Genomic DNA, 21662 nt, shown 5'->3' on the forward strand with positions numbered 1-21662 from the left:
CTTGAAGCCGCGACAGGGCTCTATTACTAACCTTTCATGTCAGCGACCGCCGAGTTCCTCTCCGACGTCAGCAATCCCAAGCGCCACGCCATCATGGCGGCGGCGGCCGAGCTGTTCATGGCGGAGGGCTATGCCGCCGTCTCCATGGATGCGGTGGCCAAGACTTCCGGCGTCTCCAAGGCCACGCTCTACGCCCACTTCTCCGGCAAGGAAGCGCTGTTCGAGGCGATCGTCGCCGCGGGCTGTGAGCATATGCGGGAACAGGCCGAGGAATTCCTCGGCGGCCATGACCGGCCACTGCGGGAGGCTCTGGTGGAACTCGGGCTGCACTGGCTGCGCTTCATGCTTCGCCGGCAGGTGCGCGCCCTGCACCGGGTGATGATTGCCGAGGGCGTGCGCTTCCCCGCCCTCGCCCGCGCCTTCTACGCCGCCGGCCCCCAGGCCATGCATAGCTGGCTGAGCGGCTGGATGGCTGGTGAGCTGGCGCGCGGCCGGCTGCGGCCGGAGGTGCGGCCAGCACAGGCGGCGGAGCACTTCCTCTCTCTGCTGCGCGGCGACCTGTTCGTCCGTGCCACGCTGGGCCTGGTGGGGGAGGATGCGGCGGCGGCCGAGCTGCAGGGCATCGCGGAGCAGGTGGCGGATACATTCCTGCGCCTGCACGGAGTGCCGGCGGACGGATTCGCCTGAACCGGCGCTTTGACGCGAGAGGCCACCCGTGCCCCCGCTAGCCTTAAGGTAACTTTCCGGCTCCGCAGGGGTGGCATGCGGAAAAATAGCGGGTCCGACTCCAAAAACCCCTTTCACCTCCTGGGCAACATCTCTATATGCCGCCTCAGACGCAGTACGCACGTGCCTCTAGGCCCCAGGCCGGCAAGACCGGCCAAAGGTTTACGCAACGACGTCAAGCGTTCTGGCAACCCCGGACAAGGCGCAAGCCCGATCCGGCCTCTCTTTGGTCGCTGGTTCGTTCGACCGTTTCGTCAACTTGGGGCTGACCCCTTCTACCGGGGCGGTCCTTCCATATTTTGGAGGGTGTGCGATGACCCAGAAGGTCTCCCGCTTCCTGCGCGATGTCGCCCCGGCGACCCCGTGCCTCGTCGTCGACGTTGACCGCGTCGGGGAGAACTACGGGCGCCTCAAGGCGGCCCTGCCGCTGGCCCGCATCTACTACGCGGTGAAGGCCAACCCGGCGGCGCCGATCCTGGACCGCCTGGTCTCGCTCGACTCCGCCTTCGACGCCGCATCGTGGGAAGAGGTGCAGGCCTGCCTGCGCGCCGGCGCCCGCCCGGATGCCATCTCCTTCGGCAACACGGTGAAGAAGGAAAGCGCCATCAAGGCCGCTTTCGAAGCCGGCGTCCGCATGTTCGCCTTCGACTCGGAGCCGGAGCTGCGCAAGCTCGCCCGCTCCGCGCCGGGTGCGAAGGTGTATTGCCGCATCCTCGTCGGCAATGTCGGCGCCGAGTGGCCGCTGTCGAAGAAGTTCGGCTGCGAGGTCGAGATGGCGAAGGAGCTGATGGTGCTGGCGGGCGAGCTCGGCCTCGATCCCTTCGGCATTTCCTTCCATGTCGGCAGCCAGCAGACCCGCACCGCGGCCTATGAGGCGGCGATCGCCAAGGTCGGCATGCTGTTCACCGACCTGAAGAATGCCGGCGTAAACCCGCGCATGATCAACATCGGCGGCGGCTACCCCGTCCGCTACCGCAGCGAGGTGCCGGAGATCGGCGAGATCGGCGACGCCATCATGGGCGCGATGGTCGAAGCCTTCGGCAACAACCTGCCGGAGATGGTGATCGAGCCCGGCCGCTTCGTCGTCGGCGATGCGGGCGTGCTGTCCTCCGAAGTCGTCCTTGTCTCCCGCAAGGAGAAGGACGACCCGGTGCGCTGGGTGTATCTGGATATCGGCCGTTTCGGCGGCCTGGCCGAGACCGAGGGCGAAGCCATCAAGTACGCCTTCCGCACGCAGCATGACGGCGGGGCGGACGGACCGGTGACGATCGCCGGGCCGACCTGCGACAGCACGGACACGCTGTACGAAAAGTCCAACTACCGCCTGCCGCTGGCGCTCGACGCCGGCGACCGGATCGAGCTGCTGGCGACCGGTGCCTATGTCACCACCTATGCCAGCCAGGCCTTCAACGGCTTCGCGCCGCTGGCCGAACACTACATCTGACGCTCCCCCTTCCGGGCGCGGCAGGGCGGAGAGGGAAACCTCTCCGCCTTTTTTTGTTTCAAGCCCGCCATGTGCCGGATACTGTCCCGCCATGGACGAAATCGACCGGAACATCCTCGTTGCCCTACAGGAAGACGGGGCTTCGGGGCTCGCCGAACTGGCGAAAGTCGCAGGGCTCTCCGTCTCCGCGACCGCGGAGCGGGTCAAGCGACTCGAGGAACGCGGCACCATCCGTGGCTGGCGCGCCGACCTGGACCCCGCCGCCATCGGCTGCGCCATGCTGGCCTTCGTGTTTGTGGAGCTGCGCGCAGGCAAGGATGAAACCGCCTTCCGCACCGCGATGCGCGCGGCCGAAGCCGTGCTGGAATGCCACCGCGTAACCGGCAGCTGGACCTACCTGGTCAAGCTGCGCCTGCCCGACCTCGCCGCCGTGGAGCGCTTCGTGGCGGAGGACATCCGTGCCCAGCCTGGCGTGGAACGGACGGAAACCGTCCTCGCCATCGGCTCGGCCAAGGAAACCTCCATCCTGCCCGTGGCGGAAGCAACGGAGGAGTAGCAGCTGCCTTGGCGTTTTTCTGGGCGGGAAAAGGCCGGGGAAGGAATTCCCCGGGCCCCTTCTTTTTTTCGAGTTTAAGGGCGGGGCTTTCGGGCGGGTGCGCTTGAGACACGGCTGGGTGTGCCGGAGGTCCTGGACCTCCGGCGACTGACGGTGCAGCCCGCGTGGCCCATTTTAAATATCATCAAGCAGCGCCCGCTCTCAGTCCTGAAGCGCTTCGCCAAACTCGCAGAAAAAAAGAAGGGGTCCGGGGAATTCTTTCCCCGGCCTTCCCTTCCCCAAAAATTCCAGAAACCGGAACAACGCTGGCAGCTACTGACGGGATTGCCTTTCCAGGAGAAGGCAGTCGCCTCCTCCTGGAAGGCCGTGCGTCGTGCTCAGGGCGCGGCGCGGACGCCCATGGCGGTCGTGCGCTCGTCCATGCGCGGTGCGTAGGTCAGGCCGCGGCGGACGGCCCAGATGTTCACCAGCTGCACCACAGGGATCAGCGCGGCTTCGTCCGTCGCCAGCTTCACCGCTTGGCGCAGCACGGCCTCGCGTTGCGCGTCATCCACGGTGGTGGAGGCGCGGGTCAGCAGCGCATCCAGCTCGGGGTTGCTGTAGCGGGCGTGGTTGTTGCTGCCCAGGCGCTTCGCCGTGTCGTGCGTCGCCAGGATGTTGATGATCATCGAGGAGGCTTCGCCGGTGGTGCTGCCCCAGCCGGCCAGGCGCATGCCGAATTCCTGGCGGGCGGAGCGTGCGGCGAAGGTCGTCCACGGCAGTGCCTCGACCTGCGTCTGCACGCCGATGCGGGACCACATCTGCGCCACGGCCTGGGCCAGCTTCGCGTCGTTCGGGTAGCGATCGTTCGGGCTGTGCAGGGTCAGGCGGAAGCCGTTGGGGAAGCCGGCCTCGGCCAGCAGGCGGCGGGCGCCGGCGGCGTCGTAGGCGGGCGGGCGCACGTCCGGGTTGTAGCCAAAGGTGCCTTCCGGCATCCACTGCCCGGCCGGCGCGGCGGTGCCTTCCATGATCCGCTCGGCCAGCGCGTCCCGCTGGATGGCGATGGAGAGCGCCTGCCGCACCCGGCGGTCCCGGAACGGATTCTGCGCCAGCGGCTTGCCATCGTTGTCGGTGACGAAGGGCACGCTGCCTTCGCGCGCATCGGGCGAGATGTACATCAGCCGCACGCCCTGCACTTCGGACAGGCCGACGCGGTTGTCCCGCCGCAGCCGGGCCAGGTCGCTGGAGGGCACTTGGTCGATCACGTCGACATCGCCGGCCAGCACGGCGGCGCTGCGGGCGCCATCATTGGGCAGGAAGCGGTAGTTCACAACTTCCCACGGTTCCCGCCCGCCCCAATAGGTTTCATTGCGGCGCAGCACGGCGCGGTCGCCCGGCCGGTACGAATCCAGGCGGTAGGGGCCGGTGCCGATGGCGGCGCGGCCGGAATTATAGTCCTCCGTCCCGGCCCCTTCGCCGACATGGCGGGAGACGATGGAGACGGCGCCGAGTTCCACCGGCAGCAACGGGTGCGGCGCGGCCGTGTGCATGCGCACCGTCAGATCGTCCAGCACCTCGACCTTGGTGATGGCGCGGACGAAGCCGCCGAATCCACCGGGGCTGTTCGGCACGTTGGGTGCGCGGGCGATGGAGAAGGCGACGTCGTCGGCGGTGAAGGGCTTGCCGTCATGCCAGGTCACGCCAGGGCGCAGCTTGAATTCCCAGACCGTGGGCTCGACCGCGCGCCAGCTTTCGGCGAGGCCGGGGACGGGCTGCGCCTTCTCGTCGCGCCCGACCAGGAAGTCGAACAGATGCATGGCCAGGCCGTTATTGGGCGAGGCGTTGTAGAAATGCGGGTCGATGGACGTCACGGCCCCGCCAATGCCGATGTTCAAGGTTTGCGCGCTGGCGCCTTGCATTGCGGCAAACAGGCCCAGCGGGGCGGCAAGGGCGGCCGCCAGAAATCGGGTCCGCGGGCGGGAGAAGTTCAACAAAGGCGTTTCCCCTTAAGATTCTTCATGAAACCCCGTTCATCTAGCGATTCAAGGGGTGCGCTGCTACAGTCTCATGGCAAGAAGGCGGCAGCCTCTGGGGGATGAGATGAAACAAACTTTGCAGGCGGCCTTGTTGGCCGCCGTTTCGGCGTTCGGCCTGACCGCCTTCGTGCCTGCCCAGGCGCAGAACGTGCAGAGCGTGACGATCGCCGTCGGCGCGCAGGTCACCTCACTGGATCCGCACTACCACGCGCTGTCGCCCAACTACGCCGTGGCCGAGATGCTGTTCGGCGCGCTGGCCGGCTTCGATGCCCATGGCCGCATCCAGCCCGGCCTGGCCGAGAGCTGGCGCCCGGTGAGCGAGAGCGTATGGGAATTCAAGCTGCGGCCGAATGTGCGCTTCCACAACGGCAACGCCTTCACCGCCGAGGACGTGGCCTTCACCGTCGCCCGGGTGCCGACGGTGCCGAACAGCCCGTCCTCCTACGCCCTCTACACCCGCGCCATCAAAAGCGTGGAAGTCGTCGACCCGATGACGGTCCGCTTCCACACCGAAGGCCCCTACCCCAACCTGCCCAACGACCTCGCCCAGGTCTCCATGCTCGACAGGGAGACGCATGACGGCGCGGCGACGGAGGACTTCAACTCCGGCAAGGTCGCCATCGGCGCCGGCCCGTACCGCTTCGTCTCCTTCCGCTCCGGCGACCGCCTGGAGCTGGCGCGGAACGAGGAATACTGGGGCCCCAAGCCGGCCTTCGAGCGCGTCTCCTACCGCATCATGACCAACAATGCCGCGCGCATGGCCGCCGTGCTGAGCGGCGACGTGGACATGATCGACCAGGTGCCGACCACCGACATCGCCCGGCTGCGGCGCGAGGAGCGGGTCCGCCTGTCCGAAGCCGACGGCCTGCGCGTCATCTTCCTGGGGCTGGACAATTCGCACCCGGAAGGCTCGCCCTTCATCACCGACAATGACGGCAAGCCGCTGACGGTCAATCCGCTGCACGACGTGCGGGTCCGGCGCGCGCTGAACATGTCGATCGACCGCAACGCGATCGTCGAGCGGGTGATGGAAGGCAGCGCGATCCCCACCGCGCAATTCCTGCCCCCTGGCACCTTCGGCTACGTGCCGGGCCTGGAGCCGGTGCGGCCGGACCTGAACGCGGCACGGAAGTTGCTTGCCGATGCGGGGTACCCCAACGGTTTCCGCATGACCCTGCACGGCCCGAACGACCGCTACATCAATGACGCCCGCATCATCCAGGCCGTCGGCCAGATGTGGACGCGCATCGGCGTGCGCACCGCCGTCGAGGGCCAGCCCTGGACCACCTTCGTCGCCCGCGCCGGGCGGCAGGAGTTCAGTGCGTTCCTGGCCGGCTGGGGCACCGCCTCGGGCGAGGCTTCCTCTCCGCTTCGCTCGCTGACCGCCACTTACACGCGGGATCGCGGCTGGGGTGGTTCCAACCGCGGGCGCTACAGCAACCCCGCCGCCGACGCCAAGCTGGAGGCCGCCCTGCGTGAGCTGGACGATGCCAAGCGCGAGGTCCTGCTGCAGGAAGCCACCCGTATCACCATGGAAGACGTGGGCATCATGCCGATCCATATTCAGAAGAACGTCTGGGCCTTGCGCCCTGGCCTGGCGCACGAAGCCCGGGCCGATGAACTGACCCGCGCGCAGGACGTGCGCCCAGCCCCGGCGGCCCGCTGACACCATGAGCCTTTACCTCCTGCGGCGGCTGCTCCAGGCCGCGCTCGTCATGCTGGCGATGTCCGTCATCGTCTTCGTCGGCGTCTACGCCATCGGCGACCCGGTCGAGATCCTGATCTCGCCGGACGCCGACCAGATGGAGCGTGAGCGCGCCATCAAGGCCCTCGGCCTCGATCTGCCGCTGTGGATGCAGTATCTCTCCTTCCTCGGCAACGCGCTGCGCGGCGATCTCGGCCGCAGCTTCGTGTTCAACGAGCCCGCCCTGCAGCTGATCCTGCAGCGCATGCCGGCGACGTTGGAGCTGGCCTTCGGCGCTACCATCATGGCGCTGATCATCGGCATCCCGCTCGGCCTCTATGCCGGACTGAAGCCGAAGTCCTTCGGCGCCAAGTGCATCATGACCGGCTCCATCCTCGGCTTCTCGCTGCCTACATTCTGGGTGGGCCTGATGCTGATCATGGTCTTCGCCGTGCAGCTCGGCTGGCTGCCCTCGACCGGCCGTGGCGAGACGGTGGACGTGATGGGCATGCGCTGGTCCTTCCTGACCTGGGACGGGCTGCGCCACCTGGCGATGCCGGCGCTGAACCTGGCGCTGTTCAAGATCAGCCTGGTCATCCGCCTCACCCGCGCCGGCGTGCGGGAGACAATGCTGATGGACTTCGTGAAGTTCGCCCGCGCCAAGGGCCTGACCAACCGCCGCGTCATTTCTGTCCACGTCTTCAAGAACATCATGATCCCGGTCGTCACCGTCGTCGGCCTGGAACTCGGCTCCACCATCGCCTTCTCCGTCGTGACGGAGAGCGTGTTCGCCTGGCCGGGCATGGGCAAGTTGATCATCGACAGCATCAACGTGCTCGATCGTCCCGTGATCGTCGCCTACCTGATGATCATCGTGCTGATGTTCATCACCATCAATCTGCTGGTCGACCTGTCCTACTCGGCCCTCGACCCGCGCGTCCGGCTGGAGAACAAGTGACATGAGCGCGAGTTCCCTTCCCAAGACCGGCCTGCCGGCCGCCGCGGTCCCCGAAGTGGCGCTGAAGGTGGAAACGCCGTTCCGCCGCTTCGTTTCCGAGTTCTTCGAGAGCAAGACGGCGACGGTCGGGCTGATCGTCTTCGTCAGCCTGGTTCTGATCGCCCTGCTGGCGCCCTTTATCGCGCCGCAGAACCCCTACGACCTCGCCCAGCTGGACATCATGGACGGCCGGATGGAGCCGGGTACGGTCGGCGGCGCCGGCTTCACCTACTTCCTCGGTACCGATGACCAGGGGCGCGACATGCTCTCCGGCATCATGTACGGCCTGCGGATCAGCCTGACCGTCGGCATCGGCTCCGCCTTCATCGCCTGCATGGTCGGCGCCTCGCTCGGCCTGCTGGCGGCTTATGCCGGCGGGCGCACCGACAGCGTCATCATGCGCCTGGTCGACCTGCAGCTCTCCTTCCCGTCCATCCTGGCGGCGCTGATGATCCTGGCCTTCCTCGGCAAGGGCATCACGAACGTCGTGCTGGCGCTGGTGATCGTGGAATGGGCCTACTACGCCCGTACCGTGCGCGGCACCGCGCTGGTGGAGCGCCGGCGCGAGTATATCGAGGCCGCGCAGTGCCTGGCGCTGCCGACCCACCGCGTCATCTTCCGCCACCTGCTGCCCAACTGCATGCCGCCGCTGATCGTCGTCGGCACCATGCAGATCGCCCGCGCCATCGCGCTGGAGGCGACCCTGTCCTTCCTCGGCCTCGGCGTGCCGATCACCGAACCCTCGCTCGGCCTGCTGATCTCCAACGGCTACGAGTACATGCTCTCCGGCAAGTACTGGATCAGCTTCTACCCGGGCATCGCGCTGCTCGTGACCATCGTCTCGATCAACCTGGTGGGCGACCATCTGCGCGACGTGCTGAACCCGCGCCTGAAGAAGTAAAGCAAGGATGCCCACACCGATGACTGCCCTCACGGCGGCGGCTCCGACCCTCGAGGTCCGTAATCTCCAGACCCATTTCTTCACCCGCGCAGGGGTGGTGAAGGCGGTCGACGACGTCTCCTTCAGCGTCGGCCGCGGCAAGGTGCTCGGCCTGGTGGGGGAGTCCGGTTCCGGCAAGACCGTGACCGGCTTCTCCATCCTCGGCCTGGTCGACGAGCCGGGCCGCATCGTCGGCGGCTCGATCCTGTTCCACGGACAGGACCTGGCCAAGCAGTCGGAAGAGCAGATGCGGCAGCTGCGTGGCAACCGCATCGCCATGATCTTCCAAGACCCGATGATGACGCTGAACCCGGTCCTGCGCATCGACACGCAGATGATCGAGACGGTGCAGGCGCATACCAAGGTCAGCAAGGAGGAAGCCCGCCAGCGCGCCCGCGATACGCTGGGCATGGTCGGCATCCCCTCCCCCGACGAGCGGCTGAAATCCTACCCGCACCAGTTCTCGGGCGGCATGCGCCAGCGCGTGGCCATCGCCATCGCGCTGCTGCACCGCCCCGAGCTGATCGTGGCCGACGAGCCGACGACGGCGCTGGACGTGACCATCCAGGCGCAGATCCTGGCCGAGGTGCAGAAGCTCTGCGCCGAGACCGGCACGGCGATGATCTGGATCACCCACGATCTGTCCGTCGTCGCTGGCCTGGCCGACGACATCGCGGTCATGTACGCCGGCAAGGTGGTGGAGAAGGGCGAGGTCGCGCCCGTGCTCGACATGCCGCTGCACCCTTATACCGCCGGCCTGATCGGCAGCGTGCCCAGCCGCAACAAGCGCGGCGAGCCGCTGAAGCAGATCCCGGGCATGACGCCGAACGTGATGCGCCTGCCGCCCGGCTGCGCCTTCCGCACCCGCTGCGCCTATGCCACCGAGGTCTGCAAGCAGGAGGTTCCCTTCGGCGAGGTGGCGCCGGGCCGCGAGGTCCGTTGCTTCCACCCGCTGTTCCCCGCCAAGCAGGGAGAGGCCGCATGAGCACCCCGATCATCGAACTGAAGGGCGTCTCCAAGCGCTTCTCCAAGAAGCTGGATTTCGCCGGCAAGATCCTGCAGCGCCTGGGTGCGCCGGTGCGGGACGAGACGGTGCACGCCGTGGACGGCGTGGACCTGACCGTGAACAAGGGCGAAGTGGTCGGCCTGGTCGGTGAATCCGGCTGCGGCAAGTCCACGCTGGGCCGCATGGTGGCCGGCATTATGCCGGCCAGCGACGGCACCATCCGCTGGCACGGCAAGGAACTGGCGGAGCTGACCGGCAGCGAAGGCCGCCGCGCCAAGCTGCAGACGCAGATGATCTTTCAGGATCCGATGTCGTCGCTGAACCCGCGCATCCGCGTCGCCGACATCATCGGCGAGGCGCCGCTGGTGCATGGCCTGACCAAGCGCAGCGAGTACGACGGCTACGTGGACGAGCAGATGCGCCGCGCGGGGATGGACCCCACCCTGAAGCGCCGCTACCCGCATCAGTTCTCCGGCGGCCAGCGCCAGCGCATCGGCATCGCCCGCGCGCTGGCGGTGCAGCCGGAATTCATCGTCTGCGACGAGTCCGTCGCGGCGCTGGACGTGTCCATCCAGGCGCAGATCCTGAACCTGTTCATGGACCTGCGGCGCGACCTGAACCTGACCTACCTGTTCATCAGCCATGACCTCGGCGTGGTGGAGCACCTCTCCGACCGCGTCGTCATCATGTATCTGGGCCGGGTGGTCGAGGAAGCGCCGTCCGAGGAGATCTTTGCCCGCCCCAACCATCCGTACACCCAGGCCCTGCTGTCCGAGGTGCCGCGGATCGATGCGCGCAAGAAGAGCTTCGCCGGCGTGAAGGGCGAGATCCCCTCACCCCTCAATCCGCCGCCGGGCTGCCACTTCCACCCGCGCTGCCCCTTCGCCTTCGACCGCTGCAAGGTGGAGCGGCCGATGCTGAAGACCGTCGCCTCAGGCCACCGCAGCGCCTGCCACCTGAACGACAAGGTGGCCTGAGAAGGCCCAGGCTCATCTGATCTTGAAAACCCCGCTTGATGCGGGGTTTTTTTGGCATTGTTCCGCCGGCAGCCATGCAGCTGTGCCACACTCGCTGAAAGAAAGAAGCTTCCCGCCAAGTGTGGCTAGACGGATTTTCGCCGTTAGGTAGAAACTCTGGAACACGGACTAAAACAAAAAATATTGGATTTGCATTTAAGGACCGAGACGTGGCCAATTTTGTTTCGTATTCGCAAAATTATGAGGACGTCATGTTGTGGCGTGCGTTCCGGTCAATTAAAGACGGCTTCTATATTGATATAGGCGCTGGAGATCCTAAGCGCGATTCAGTCACCGCAGCATTTTACAGCCGCGGCTGGCACGGACTAAATGTAGAACCCAACCCCGATATTTACCGAAAGCTCGCTGAACACCGAGAACGCGACGTCAATCTCCATATGGCGGTCGGCGACGTCATCGGGGAAACCGAGCTTTTCATTGTCGAAGACGATGATCGCCTGTCGACCACCAAGCACGATGTCGCCGGGCTGCACGGCCAGGCTGGCCATGGCACGCGCAGTACCTGTATTGCGGTCCGTCCGTTGCGCGACCTGTGCGCTGAACATATCACAGGCCCCATCCACTTCCTGAAGATCGATGTTGAAGGCGCCGAGGCCGAGGTCATCCGCGGAGCAAATTTTGGCCGGTGGCGCCCCTGGGTCATCCTGGTGGAAGCGATCGACCCGGTGACCCTGATGCCCAGCCACGCCGAATGGGAAGGCATGCTGGTGAAGGCTGGCTACCATTTTGTCTATTTCGACGGCCTGAACCGTTTCTATGTCGCCGATGAGCATTCAGAGCAGCTCGACGCCCATTTCACCACTCCGCCCAATGTGCGCGACGCATTCATCCGCAGTTCCGAAGCCTTGGCGCTGAACCTGCAACGCATCGAGGCGGACCATTCCGCGGTTGTCCAGGAACTCCACACCACGGCCTATCGGCTCCGTGCGGAGCGCGACGCCTGCATCGCTTCCCGCGACGAGGTAGCCTTGGCACTTCGCGCCGCACAAGAGCAGGCAGCCGGCACTGCGCCGCGCGAGGACATCGAGCGCCTGACCGCCGAGCGTAACGGCTGGATGCAGGAACTGTTCGAGACCAACCGCCACGCCGCATCTCTGGCGCAGGAGCGCCAGTCCCTGTTGGAGCGCCTGGGGCCGCTGCAGCATTATGCTGAAAATGTAGAGCGCGCATTCAAAGCGGCGCGGCTGGAGATCGAGCGGCTCGAAAGTGAGAATGATCGCCTTGCCGCCGGGCAGGCGCCACTGCAGACCTATGCCGACAACGTTCAGCATGCCCTTGAGAATTCACAGGCGGAGCTTGATAGGAAGCAAGCCGAGATTGCGAGAGCGCAGGCCGAGGTCGTGGCCGCGCGGGCGGAAGCCGAGTTACATCGCAGCGGGGCAGAAGCCGGCCGGCGGCATATCGAGGCCATCCGCCGCAGCACCTCCTGGCGTCTGACCTTGCCGCTGCGGGCCTTGCGTCGGCTGGCCCCCGGTCAGCACCGGGGCTGAGCGGATGCTGCATCTCACCAATGCCGACCCCCGCATCTGTATCGTCGGCCGCTGTGACTTCCACACAGGAATCGGCGCGATCACCTATGGGTTGGCCGAGGTCCTTTCGCGCAGCTTCGCCATCTGCGTCCTTCCTACCGATCCGACACTTCGCCAGCAGGAAGCAGTGGTTCTGCCGAACGGGCGACGCATTCCTGTCTGCAAGGATCCGGACTCGGTCTCGGTGTCGTTCTTCTGCGACGTCCTATGGAACGGCGTCCATGATTTCAACTACGCCTTGATGCCACCAAACAGCCTGAAATTCGCCTATCTGGTTTATGATTCGGACGAGTTGCCATCTCGCTGGGCCCAACTGCTTAATACGCATTTCGATCTCATCATCGCCTCAAGCCCCGAGATGATTCCGGTTGCGCGCGCTTCCCAGGTCGAGACCCCGATCGCGACCCTGCCAATCCCGCTCGACCTCGATGGCATGCTGGCGGAAGGCCTCAGCCCGCGGGAGGAGAAGGTGCGCTTCGGCTCGGTCGCTGCCTTCCATCCCCGCAAGGGCGTGCAGACGCTGCTGGACGCTTTCCTCCGGCTCTACGGCAACCGTCCCGACGAGGCGGAACTGGTCCTGCATTCCAACCTGGCCTTCGGCGAAGCCTTCCGCGACGTGCAGCGCCTGATCGAGAAAAGCGGCGCGACCAACGTGGTGGTCAGCCACGGTTCCCTGAGCTCGCAGCAGAAGAACGAGCTGATCAAGAGCTTCGATGTCTTTGCCAACTGCTCGCGCGGTGAAGGCTACTCGATCGGCGCGCGCGAGGCCCTTGCCTATGGCAAGAGCCTGGTCCTCTCAAATGTCGGTGGCCACCGCGACCTGCTAGGCCATCCGGGCGTCTTCGCCATCGCTGCCGATGTCGCTCTGCCTGCCCGTTACCCTGAGATCGACAACGGCGTCTTTGGCCAACAACGCGCGGTGCGTGTTCAGCCCACCATGGCGGCGCTGGAACAGGCTTTCGCCTTCGTCCGCTCCCCCGACTATGAGAAGACCCTGCATATTCGCCGCGGCATTGCCCAGGACTTCACCTTCTCTCGTCTCTCCGCCGCTTTCGCCGCATTGATCGACCCTGGGACCGGGCGGTTCCGGCCCTCTCGGGAAGACGGACGACTCCTTGCCATTCCCGCTGACGTCCGGTCGGTCGTGGAAAGCCGGCTAGGCCGCCATGCCAGCGCCATCCCTCACGCCCGCCGGCGCGTGGTAGCGGCGCATGACGGCGGTTTCTTCTCCATCTTCAATGCTTTTATGAATCACCTCGCCTGGGACATCCGGGAGGACCGCTGCCACTCGACCCTTCCAGATTGGGATGTCGACCGGCTGATCGAGCGGCAGGGTGATACCCGGGTCATGAGCTTCTGCTACGGCCAGCCTGGCGACGGTAACCTGTGGACCCGGCTGTTCCAGCCGCTTTACGGCTTCACGGCAGCAGAGATGAATGACGAGGCAGCGCTCTATCTCCATACGGATGGCGTCTCGATCGGCGGTGACTATGCACGGGAACCGCTCATGACCTACGTGCATGCTTACAAGCTCTACCACAGCCGGGGTTTCGAGGGCTGGCGCCGCCAGTATCACCGGGTCTTCCAGGACCACGTGCGCCTGCGGCCTGAGTTGCAGGCGGAAATTGACGGCTTCGCGGAGCGCCATCTGCGGCACCCCTTCCTGATTGCCGCTCATGTCCGCCATCCCAGCCACACCGTCGAGCAGCCCAACGCAGAAATCGCGCATACCGACAGCTATATCCGCCGCATCTACGCGGTGCTGGAGGAGCGCGGCATCGCTCGGGACAGCGAGGATTGGGGCGTGTTCCTAGCTACCGATCAAGAACGCGTCGTCGCCATGTTCCGCGCCGAGTTCGGCGACCGCGTGGCCTATTTTGATGACGTGCGCCGCACCCGTGCCGCCGAAGACGCAGTCTTCGAAGCGCTGTCCGCCGAGGAAAAAAACAAGGAAGGGCACCAGCTACAACACCTCGTCGCAGCTTCGAGGGACCAGTGGTCTCTCGCCATGGCCTGGGAAGTGGTGCGGGATGCCTACTGCATGGCGCGGTGCAACGTCCTGCTGCACGTGGTCAGCAATGTGTCCACGGCGGTGGCCTACATGAACCCGGACATGGACATGATTTTCTGCTCAGCCGCCTAGCCTGATGGCCGCCAAGCTGGCGGCCATAGCGTGATTACGTTTGCGGCCAGTACGTCCGCCGACGACCACGCCTTCAGCCTCTTCGCCTGATGATTTACCCCAGCGCTGCTGAAGCGCATTTCTTAGCGAGATCACAATGGCCAATACCACCTCTGATGTCGCACTGGTCACCGGTGCGTCAGGCCTGATGGGCCGGGCCCTGGTGCAAGAACTGCGCGATGCCGCAGGCACCACGACGGTCGCCGTCTCGAGTCAGGACGCAGACCTAACCAAGTTCGAGCAGACATTGGAGATGATGGAGCGGCACCGGCCCACCATCGTCTATCACCTGGCTGCACGAGTCACCGGCATCATGGGCAACATGCGTGCCCAAGGCCAAGCCTATCTCGATAATGTCCGTATGAATACCAACGTCATCGAGGCGGCGCGAATCGCGGGCGTCAGGAAAATCGTGGCCATGGGTTCGGCCGCCGTCTACTCGGACATGGTCCGGTTACCGATGGTCGAGGAAGAGGTCTGGATTGGCCCTCCACACGGTTCAGAGGCAGGTTACGCCCATGCGAAGCGTGGCATGCTGGCGCAACTGGAAGCCTACCGCGACCAGTACGGGATGGAGTTTGCCTTCTGCATCTCCACCAACCTGTTTGGCCCCCACGACAAGTTCGACGAGGAATGCGGCCATGTCCTGCCGTCGCTGATCTCGAAGTTCCATCGCGCGGTCCAGGAGGATCAGCCGGTTACCATTTGGGGCACCGGCAAGCCGGAACGGGATTTCCTCTATGTTAAGGACGCCGCCGCCGCCATGCGGCTCATAGGCCGCAGCTTCAGCGGCCCCATTAATCTAGCGACGGGCCAGGCCATCTCGATTGCCAACGTGGCGGGCCTACTGAAGGAGATCTCCGGCCTCCGGCACGAACTGCAATGGGACCGGACCAAGCCAGACGGACAGAAAATGCGCAGCTATGACATCGGCAAGCTGCAGAACCTGGGCTTCCAGCCCGGCTCCTCGCTGAAGCAGGCGCTGCGCGAGACCTTCGAATGGTACGCCGCGCACTGCGACACCGCGCGGCGCTGAGCCGCAGGCGCTACCCCGGCGGCAGCTTCGGGGCTGCCGGCGGGTGGGACTCCTCCTCCGGCCCGGCATCGATCGCCAGGGCGCGCTGGAAGGCGGGGCGGGCCTCGCAGCGGGACACGTAGGCGGTGCGGACCGGCGTTGCCTCGATCATGCCGAACATCACACCCCAGCGCAGCGCGGAGCCGACGACGACGTCCGCCGCGCTGAACTGCTGGCCCAGCAACCATGGGCCGGAATCCAGCCCGGCATCCAGCGTGGCCATCACGCGGCCGTAGTCGCCCCAGGCATGGGCGATGGTATTGGGCGTCCAGCCGCCCAGCTTCTCGGCCAGGGCGGGCTCGATATAGCCGCCGGAGAACATCAGCCACTGCAGGTAGCGGCCGCGATCGGTGTGGTTCAGCGGCGGGGCCAGCCCGGCCTCCGGCATCCGGTCGGCCAGCCAGCCGCAGATGGCGCTGGAATCGGCGATCACGATAGCGCCCTGCTGCAGCACCGGCACCTTGCCCATCGGGCTCAACGCCAGGAAGGCCGGGTCTTTTTGCTGCCCGCCATGGATATCCACCAGCACCCGCTCATAGGCCGCGCCAGCTTCTTCCAACATCCAAAGCGCGCGCAGCGAGCGGGTCCTCGGGCACCAGTACAGTTTCATTTCAAGCGTTTCCTCGGCGATCAGACAGTGAACTGCTCAGCAATAATGCGCTCGGAGAGGCCATGGTCAGGGTCAAACAGTAAAGTGAGGCGTTTGCTGCGGTCTTCCCGGACCTCGACCGAACGGACGTCGCGGACCTCGACATAGTCGGCGACGGCGGCCACCGGCCGCTTGGAGGGCTCCAGCACCTCGAATACCACCTGGGCTTCGGAGGGCAGGAGCGCGCCGCGCCAGCGGCGGGGACGGAAGGCGGAGATCGGCGTCATCGGCAACAGGTTAGTGCCCAACGGCACGATCGGGCCGTGGGCGGAGAGGTTGTAGGCCGTGCTGCCGGCGGGGGTGGAGACCAGGATTCCGTCGCAGATCAGCTCCGGCAGGCGCTCCTTGCCATCGACCAGGATACGCAGCTTGGCGGCCTGGCGGGTCTCTCGCAGCAGGGACACCTCGTTGATGGCCAGGGCCTCGTGCAGGGTACCGTCGCCGTCCCAGGCCCGCATCCGCAGCGGGTGCAGCGTCGCCGCCTGGGCGGCGGCCAGGCGCGCCAGCAGGTCGTCCTCATGGAAGGCGTTCATCAGGAAGCCGACGCTGCCGCAATTCATGCCGTAGGTGGGCATGTTGTGGCCGAGGAAGCGGTGCTGGGTTTCCAGCATGAAGCCATCGCCGCCCAGCGCCACCACCACGACGGCGTCGTCCGGCCCGGCATCGCCATGCAGGGCGACCAGCCGATCCCGTGCCGCTTCGGCGACCTCGGTCGGCGCGGCCAGGAAGGTGATGCGGCCATGCAGGTCGGCGGGGAGGTCCGGTGTGTCGGGCCCCTGGCCGGAATCGCCCATCAAAGCGGCCGTCATGGCAGTGGAGGCGGCAAGGCGGGAGCGTGCATGAAACAAAGTGTCTCCCGCCGCCCGCACGCCATCAAGTCTGACAGCATGACATTCGGCGCCCCAACATAGAAAAAGGGCGGATGGTTGCCCATCCGCCCCTGATCCTGGGCCATGCACGATCCGCGCCGGCGGTGAAGCCGCTGCGGACCACGCCTGGCTGCGGGAAGCGGCTTACGCCGCGTCCTGCTGGCCTTCGGCCTCGGCTTCCGGCTTCGGGCCGGAATCCAGGCCCTTGGCGGCCACGTCGCGCTCGACCAGCTCAATCACCGCCATGTCGGCGGCGTCGCCGTAGCGGACGCCGGCCTTCAGCACGCGGGTGTAGCCACCCGTGCGGGTCTTGTACCGCTCGGCGATGGTGGTGAAGAGCTTGGCCACCACCTTCTCGTCGCGGATCTGAGCATAGGCCTGACGGCGGGCGTGCAGGTCGCCACGCTTGCCGAGGGAGATGATGCGCTCCACGTAGGGGCGCAGTTCCTTCGCCTTCGGCAGAGTCGTGGTGATCTGCTCGTGCTTGATCAGGCTGGTCGCCATATTGCGCAGCATCGCAATACGGTGGGTGGAGGTAACGCCGAGCTTCCGGCCGGCAACCCCGTGACGCATGGGTCTATTCCTTCAGGTGGCCGAAAATCAGAACGGCTCTTCGATCTTCTTCGCGAGGTCCTCGATATTCTCAGGCGGCCAGCCCGGCACGGTCATGCCGAGGGACAGCCCCATGGAAGCGAGGACTTCCTTGATTTCGTTCAGCGACTTGCGGCCGAAATTCGGCGTGCGGAGCATTTCCTGCTCGGTCTTCTGAACGAGGTCGCCGATATAGACGATGTTGTCGTTCTTCAGGCAGTTCGCGCTGCGGACCGACAGTTCCAGCTCATCGACCTTGCGCAGCAGGTTGCGGTTGAAGGGCAGGTCGTCCTGCACCTCTTCCACCTTCCGCTCACGCGGCTCATCGAAGTTGATGAACAGCTGGAGCTGGTCCTGCAGAATGCGCGCGGCCAGGGCAATGGCATCGTCCGGGGCGATGGTGCCGTCCGTCTCCACCGTCAGCACCAGCTTGTCGTAGTCGGTGCGCTGGCCCACGCGGGTCGGCTGCACCTGGTACGCCACGCGGCGGACAGGGGAGTAGATGGCATCGACCGGGATCAGCCCGATGGGGGCGTCTTCCGGGCGGTTCTCGCTGGCCGGGACATAGCCCTTGCCCACATCGACCGTCAGCTCCATCGACAGCTTGGCGCCGTCGTCGAGCGTGCAGATGACCAGGTCCGGGTTGGCGATCTCGATGTCGCCAGTCGTCTGGATCTGCCCGGCGGTGACTTCGCCGGGGCCGGTAGCCGTGAGCTGAAGACGCTTCGCGCCTTCGGACTGCATGCGGATCGCCAGCCGCTTGATGTTCAGGACGATGTCGGTGACATCCTCCCGAACGCCCTGCAGGCTGGAGAACTCATGCAGTGCGCCGTCGATCCGGATGGCCGTAACGGCGGCACCCTGCAGCGACGACAGAAGAATCCGCCGCAGCGCGTTGCCGAGCGTCATGCCGAAGCCGCGCTCCAGCGGCTCCGCCACCACGGTCGCGGTGCGGGACGGCTCCGCGCCGGAAAGCTCGACTTCGAGCTTCTCGGGGCGGATCAGGGAACGCCAGTTGCGCTCGAGCAAATTGGGTGCCTCCTGCGACCGTGTGCCTTAGACGCGCCGACGCTTGCGCGGACGGCAGCCATTGTGCGGGATCGGGGTCACGTCGCGGATGGCGGTGACGTAGAAGCCGACGGTCTGCAGAGCGCGCAGAGCCGACTCACGCCCCGAACCGGGACCGGACACCATGATCTCCAGCGTCTCCATCCCGTGCTCGCGTGCCTTGCGGCCCGCGTCCTCGGCCGCGACCTGCGCGGCGTACGGGGTGGACTTGCGGCTGCCCTTGAAGCCCTGGCTGCCGGCCGAGGACCACGCGATGGCGTTGCCCTGGCTGTCCGTGATGGTGACGATGGTATTGTTGAAGGAGGCGAGGACGTGGGCCACGCCGGACGCAATATTCTTGCGTTCCTTCTTGCGGGGACGACCGCTCGGCTGACGGGCCATATTACTTGGTCACCTTCTTCTTGCCGGCGATCGCAACGGCCTTGCCCTTACGCGTGCGCGCATTGGTATGGGTGCGCTGGCCGCGGACCGGCAGGCCCTTGCGGTGACGCAGGCCGCGGTAGCAGGCCATGTCCATCAGGCGCTTGATGTTCATCGCGTTCTCGCGACGCAGATCGCCCTCGACCCGATAATCGCGGTCGATCACTTCACGCAGCTTGACGATCTCTTCGTCCGTCAGCTGGTTGACGCGCCGATCCTCGGGGATGCCGAGCTGCTCGCAGATCACCTTCGCATTCGCCGGACCGATGCCGTAAATGTAGCGAAGGGAAATGAGAACGCGTTTGTTGGTGGGGATGTTCACGCCTGCAATGCGCGCCACGTACCTGCTCCCGAAGCCCTTGGGGCTTCTGTTCGTCTGCCTGACACCGAATGCGCCAGGCGAGGTGATCGTCTACACCCCGCTTAGAATGACGCGCGGAATGCAAACAGCCTCACGGCGCGGAGAGTACCCCGCGACCGCAAGAGGCGGCGGTGTAGGCCCCGTACCGCCGAGAGTCAAGAAGACGTTTGAAAAAGTGCTTCGCCTGGCAGGGCGATGGGCCGCCGCACCGGGCGGTGCCGTGAGGCCGGGGAAGCAATTACCCGGACCCCTTCTTCTTTTCTGGAAGCTTGGCGGTGCCATTCAAGGCAGGCACGGCGGCGCTTCGACAGGCCATTTAAAGACTGAGGCGCCTCGGCACGACGAGCGAGGCATCACCGCGCCAAACACCCGAATGCTGCAGAAAAAAGATGGGGGCCTGGGGGAATTCTTTCCCCCAGCCTTCCCTTCAGCCCGGCTCACCCAAAATGGCGCCGATCTGCTGCGACACCTCGGCCATCGAGGCCATGCCATCCACCTGGCTCAGCTTGCCCTGTGCCGAGTAGTAAGGCAGCAGCGGCGCCGTCTGGCGGTGATAGGCTTCGAGGCGCGCTGCCACCGTTTCGGCCTTGTCGTCGGCACGGCGGGTGAACTCGGTGCTGCCGCAGACGTCGCAGACGCCCGGCACCTTGGTCGGCTTGAAGCTATCGTGGTAGCCCTCGCCGCACTTGGCGCAGGTGAAGCGGCCGGCGATGCGTTCGACCAGCGCACCGTCATCCACCTTCAGCTCGATCACGTGGTCGAGCTTCAGGCCCTTGTCCTTCAGCATGATATCCAGCGCTTCCGCCTGGGGCGTTGTGCGCGGGAAGCCATCCAGGATGAAGCCCTTGGCGCAATCGGGCTGGGAGACGCGGTTGGCCAGCATCGCAGTGATGATGGCGTCCGGCATCAGCTCGCCGCGCTCCATGATGCCTTTGGCATGCTGGCCGATCTCGCTGCCGCTCTTGACCTCGGCGCGAAGCATGTCGCCCGTGGAGATCTGCGCGATGCCGTAGCGCTCTTCCAGGCGCTTGGCCTGGGTGCCTTTGCCGGCACCCGGCGGACCGAGCAGAATCAGGTTCATCGACGCTTGTTCCCCAGCAAACCGGGCCCCCGCAGGCCCTTGAGACGACCCGCGTGCCTTAGCGCACGCGGGGAGCACCACGCCCACCAAGCCGGGACTTCTTGATCAGCCCCTCATACTGGTGAGCGAAGAGATGAGACTGGATCTGTGCCACCGTGTCCATCGTGACCGACACGATAATCAGCAGGGAGGTACCGCCGAAGTAGAAGGGCACGCCGTACTGGCTGATCAGGATTTCGGGCAGCAGGCAGACGATGCAGAGATAGATGGCGCCGACGCCGGTCAGCCGGCTCAGCACGCGGTCGAGGTAATCGGCCGTCGCCTGGCCCGGGCGGATGCCGGGGATGAAGCCACCGTTCTTCTTCAGCTGGTCCGCCGTCTCGGTCGGGTTGAACACCACGGCCGTGTAGAAGAAGGCGAAGAAGATGATCAGCGCCACATACAGGATCATGTAGCCCGGCCGGCCATGCGCCAGCAGGTTGGCGATGCTGGTCAGCCAGCCTTCCTGCTGCGCCCCGCCGGAGAAGCCCGCGAAGGTGGCCGGCAGCAGCAACAGCGAGGACGCGAAGATCGGCGGAATGACGCCGGCGGTGTTCAGCTTCAGCGGCAGGTGAGTGTTCTCGCCGCCGAACATGCGGTTGCCGACCTGGCGCTTCGGGTACTGCACCGGGATGCGGCGCTGCGCCCGCTCCATGAACACCACGAACGCGATGACGGCCAGGGCGATGACCAGGAAGGCGATGATGAAGCCGGTGGAGAGTGCGCCGGTGCGGCCCAGCTCCAGCGTCGCGATCGCGGCATGCGGCAGGTTGGCCACGATGCCGGCGAAGATGATGAGGCTGATGCCGTTGCCGACGCCGCGGGCGGTGATCTGCTCGCCCAGCCACATCAGGAACAGCGTGCCGCCGACCAGGGTGACGACGCAGGAGAGGCGGAAGAACATGCCGCTCTCATACACCGCGGTCTGGCCCATGCTGCCGCGCATGGCCTCCAGCCCGATGGCAATGCCCCAGGCCTGGAAGATGGCGATCAGCACCGTCAGGTAGCGCGTATACTGGTTCAGCTTCTTCCGGCCGGACTCGCCCTCCTTCTTGAGGGCCTCCAGGCTGGGTACCGCACTGCTCATCAACTGCACGATGATGCTGGCCGAGATGTACGGCATAATATTGAGCGCGAAGACCGTCATGCGGCCCAGCGCCCCCCCCGTGAACATGTCGAACATGCCCAGGATGCCACCGCCATGCTGGCGGAGGATGTCGGCCATGACATTGGCATCGACGCCTGGCACCGGCACGTAGGTGCCAATGCGATAGACGATGAGCGCAGCCAGGGTGAACCAGATGCGCTTCTTCAGCTCTGTGGCTTTGGAAAGCACGCCCAGGTTCAGGTTGGCTGCGAGCTGCTCAGCGGCGGACGCCATCAGTTCTGACCC

20 protein-coding genes are annotated in these 21662 nt (G+C 65.6%); 11 read left to right on the top strand and 9 right to left on the bottom strand.

The window, feature by feature from the left end; translation table 11 throughout:
- Positions 1–36 precede the first annotated feature (36 nt).
- The 3 genes from IBL26_RS16620 to IBL26_RS16630 all read left to right on the top strand — a co-directional run bounded on the left by IBL26_RS16620 (position 37) and on the right by IBL26_RS16630 (position 2726).
- Positions 37–687, top strand: coding sequence for a TetR/AcrR family transcriptional regulator (locus tag IBL26_RS16620; protein ID WP_187785631.1), 651 nt, complete (start codon positions 37–39; stop codon positions 685–687).
- Between the two features lie 352 nt (positions 688–1039).
- Positions 1040–2170, top strand: a complete 1131-nt coding sequence (locus IBL26_RS16625; RefSeq protein ID WP_187785632.1) for a type III PLP-dependent enzyme — start codon at positions 1040–1042, stop codon at positions 2168–2170.
- A 91-nt stretch (positions 2171–2261) separates the two neighbouring features.
- The gene (locus IBL26_RS16630; RefSeq protein ID WP_187785633.1) at positions 2262–2726 is read left to right on the top strand and encodes an Lrp/AsnC family transcriptional regulator; all 465 of its coding nucleotides are present in this window, start codon (positions 2262–2264) and stop codon (positions 2724–2726) included.
- Between the two features lie 377 nt (positions 2727–3103).
- Here the strand turns inward: IBL26_RS16630 and IBL26_RS16635 are convergent, their stop codons facing one another.
- A complete protein-coding gene (locus IBL26_RS16635) occupies positions 3104–4600 on the bottom strand; it encodes an ABC transporter substrate-binding protein (RefSeq protein ID WP_367615452.1) in 1497 nt (498 codons plus the stop codon).
- Between the two features lie 205 nt (positions 4601–4805).
- Here IBL26_RS16635 and IBL26_RS16640 point away from each other — a divergent pair, with 205 nt between their 5' ends.
- From IBL26_RS16640 to IBL26_RS16675, 8 genes are all read left to right on the top strand, one after another.
- Positions 4806–6407 carry an ABC transporter substrate-binding protein gene (locus tag IBL26_RS16640; protein ID WP_187785634.1) on the top strand — a complete coding sequence of 534 codons (1602 nt, stop codon included), beginning with the start codon at positions 4806–4808 and terminating at the stop codon, positions 6405–6407.
- A gap of 4 nt (positions 6408–6411) precedes the next feature.
- Positions 6412–7383 carry an ABC transporter permease gene (locus IBL26_RS16645; protein ID WP_187785635.1) on the top strand — a complete coding sequence of 324 codons (972 nt, stop codon included), beginning with the start codon at positions 6412–6414 and terminating at the stop codon, positions 7381–7383.
- 1 nt (position 7384) lies between these two features.
- Positions 7385–8323 (top strand): ABC transporter permease, encoded by a 939-nt coding sequence (locus IBL26_RS16650; RefSeq protein WP_187785636.1) that lies wholly within the window; start codon positions 7385–7387, stop codon positions 8321–8323.
- A gap of 19 nt (positions 8324–8342) precedes the next feature.
- Positions 8343–9347, top strand: a complete 1005-nt coding sequence (locus tag IBL26_RS16655; RefSeq protein ID WP_187785637.1) for an ABC transporter ATP-binding protein — start codon at positions 8343–8345, stop codon at positions 9345–9347.
- Positions 9344–10345: an ABC transporter ATP-binding protein gene (locus IBL26_RS16660; RefSeq protein ID WP_187785638.1), complete on the top strand. Its 1002-nt coding sequence runs from the start codon at positions 9344–9346 to the stop codon at positions 10343–10345. The genes IBL26_RS16655 and IBL26_RS16660 overlap by 4 nt, the downstream gene beginning before the upstream one ends.
- A gap of 209 nt (positions 10346–10554) precedes the next feature.
- Complete coding sequence (locus IBL26_RS16665; protein WP_187785639.1) at positions 10555–11895, top strand: FkbM family methyltransferase; 1341 nt, start codon at positions 10555–10557, stop codon at positions 11893–11895.
- Between the two features lie 4 nt (positions 11896–11899).
- Complete coding sequence (locus IBL26_RS16670) at positions 11900–14077, top strand: glycosyltransferase (RefSeq protein ID WP_206684247.1); 2178 nt, start codon at positions 11900–11902, stop codon at positions 14075–14077.
- Between the two features lie 136 nt (positions 14078–14213).
- Positions 14214–15152 carry a GDP-L-fucose synthase family protein gene (locus tag IBL26_RS16675; protein WP_187785640.1) on the top strand — a complete coding sequence of 313 codons (939 nt, stop codon included), beginning with the start codon at positions 14214–14216 and terminating at the stop codon, positions 15150–15152.
- A 10-nt stretch (positions 15153–15162) separates the two neighbouring features.
- On the opposite strand, the gene IBL26_RS16680 is transcribed toward IBL26_RS16675, so the two are convergent.
- From IBL26_RS16680 to secY, 8 genes are all read right to left on the bottom strand, one after another.
- Positions 15163–15801 (bottom strand): glutathione S-transferase family protein, encoded by a 639-nt coding sequence (locus tag IBL26_RS16680; protein WP_187785641.1) that lies wholly within the window; start codon positions 15799–15801, stop codon positions 15163–15165.
- A 20-nt stretch (positions 15802–15821) separates the two neighbouring features.
- Entirely contained in the window at positions 15822–16649 is an 828-nt protein-coding gene (locus tag IBL26_RS16685) for an NAD kinase (protein ID WP_187785642.1), read from the bottom strand.
- Between the two features lie 204 nt (positions 16650–16853).
- A complete protein-coding gene (gene rplQ, locus IBL26_RS16690) occupies positions 16854–17282 on the bottom strand; it encodes a 50S ribosomal protein L17 (RefSeq protein WP_187785643.1) in 429 nt (142 codons plus the stop codon).
- A gap of 27 nt (positions 17283–17309) precedes the next feature.
- A complete protein-coding gene (locus tag IBL26_RS16695) occupies positions 17310–18329 on the bottom strand; it encodes a DNA-directed RNA polymerase subunit alpha (protein ID WP_187785644.1) in 1020 nt (339 codons plus the stop codon).
- A 27-nt stretch (positions 18330–18356) separates the two neighbouring features.
- A complete protein-coding gene (gene rpsK, locus IBL26_RS16700) occupies positions 18357–18749 on the bottom strand; it encodes a 30S ribosomal protein S11 (protein ID WP_007434887.1) in 393 nt (130 codons plus the stop codon).
- Between the two features lies 1 nt (position 18750).
- Positions 18751–19128, bottom strand: coding sequence for a 30S ribosomal protein S13 (gene rpsM / locus IBL26_RS16705; RefSeq protein WP_187778575.1), 378 nt, complete (start codon positions 19126–19128; stop codon positions 18751–18753).
- 448 nt (positions 19129–19576) lie between these two features.
- Positions 19577–20230: an adenylate kinase gene (locus tag IBL26_RS16710; protein ID WP_187785645.1), complete on the bottom strand. Its 654-nt coding sequence runs from the start codon at positions 20228–20230 to the stop codon at positions 19577–19579.
- A gap of 58 nt (positions 20231–20288) precedes the next feature.
- Complete coding sequence (gene secY / locus IBL26_RS16715) at positions 20289–21650, bottom strand: preprotein translocase subunit SecY (protein WP_187785646.1); 1362 nt, start codon at positions 21648–21650, stop codon at positions 20289–20291.
- Between the last annotated feature and the right edge of the window lie 12 nt (positions 21651–21662).

The organism is Teichococcus aerophilus (assembly GCF_014490485.1).
Lineage (GTDB): Bacteria > Pseudomonadota > Alphaproteobacteria > Acetobacterales > Acetobacteraceae > Pseudoroseomonas > Pseudoroseomonas aerophila.

Coding starts and splice junctions, on each gene's coding strand:
- IBL26_RS16620 (WP_187785631.1), top strand. CDS start 37: ATGTCAGCGACCGCCGAGTTCCTCTCCGACGTCAGCAATCCCAAGCGC.
- IBL26_RS16625 (WP_187785632.1), top strand. CDS start 1,040: ATGACCCAGAAGGTCTCCCGCTTCCTGCGCGATGTCGCCCCGGCGACC.
- IBL26_RS16630 (WP_187785633.1), top strand. CDS start 2,262: ATGGACGAAATCGACCGGAACATCCTCGTTGCCCTACAGGAAGACGGG.
- IBL26_RS16640 (WP_187785634.1), top strand. CDS start 4,806: ATGAAACAAACTTTGCAGGCGGCCTTGTTGGCCGCCGTTTCGGCGTTC.
- IBL26_RS16645 (WP_187785635.1), top strand. CDS start 6,412: ATGAGCCTTTACCTCCTGCGGCGGCTGCTCCAGGCCGCGCTCGTCATG.
- IBL26_RS16650 (WP_187785636.1), top strand. CDS start 7,385: ATGAGCGCGAGTTCCCTTCCCAAGACCGGCCTGCCGGCCGCCGCGGTC.
- IBL26_RS16655 (WP_187785637.1), top strand. CDS start 8,343: ATGACTGCCCTCACGGCGGCGGCTCCGACCCTCGAGGTCCGTAATCTC.
- IBL26_RS16660 (WP_187785638.1), top strand. CDS start 9,344: ATGAGCACCCCGATCATCGAACTGAAGGGCGTCTCCAAGCGCTTCTCC.
- IBL26_RS16670 (WP_206684247.1), top strand. CDS start 11,900: ATGCTGCATCTCACCAATGCCGACCCCCGCATCTGTATCGTCGGCCGC.
- IBL26_RS16675 (WP_187785640.1), top strand. CDS start 14,214: ATGGCCAATACCACCTCTGATGTCGCACTGGTCACCGGTGCGTCAGGC.
- IBL26_RS16680 (WP_187785641.1), bottom strand. CDS start 15,801: ATGAAACTGTACTGGTGCCCGAGGACCCGCTCGCTGCGCGCGCTTTGG.
- IBL26_RS16685 (WP_187785642.1), bottom strand. CDS start 16,649: ATGACGGCCGCTTTGATGGGCGATTCCGGCCAGGGGCCCGACACACCG.
- rplQ (WP_187785643.1), bottom strand. CDS start 17,282: ATGCGTCACGGGGTTGCCGGCCGGAAGCTCGGCGTTACCTCCACCCAC.
- rpsK (WP_007434887.1), bottom strand. CDS start 18,749: ATGGCCCGTCAGCCGAGCGGTCGTCCCCGCAAGAAGGAACGCAAGAAT.
- IBL26_RS16710 (WP_187785645.1), bottom strand. CDS start 20,230: ATGAACCTGATTCTGCTCGGTCCGCCGGGTGCCGGCAAAGGCACCCAG.
- secY (WP_187785646.1), bottom strand. CDS start 21,650: ATGGCGTCCGCCGCTGAGCAGCTCGCAGCCAACCTGAACCTGGGCGTG.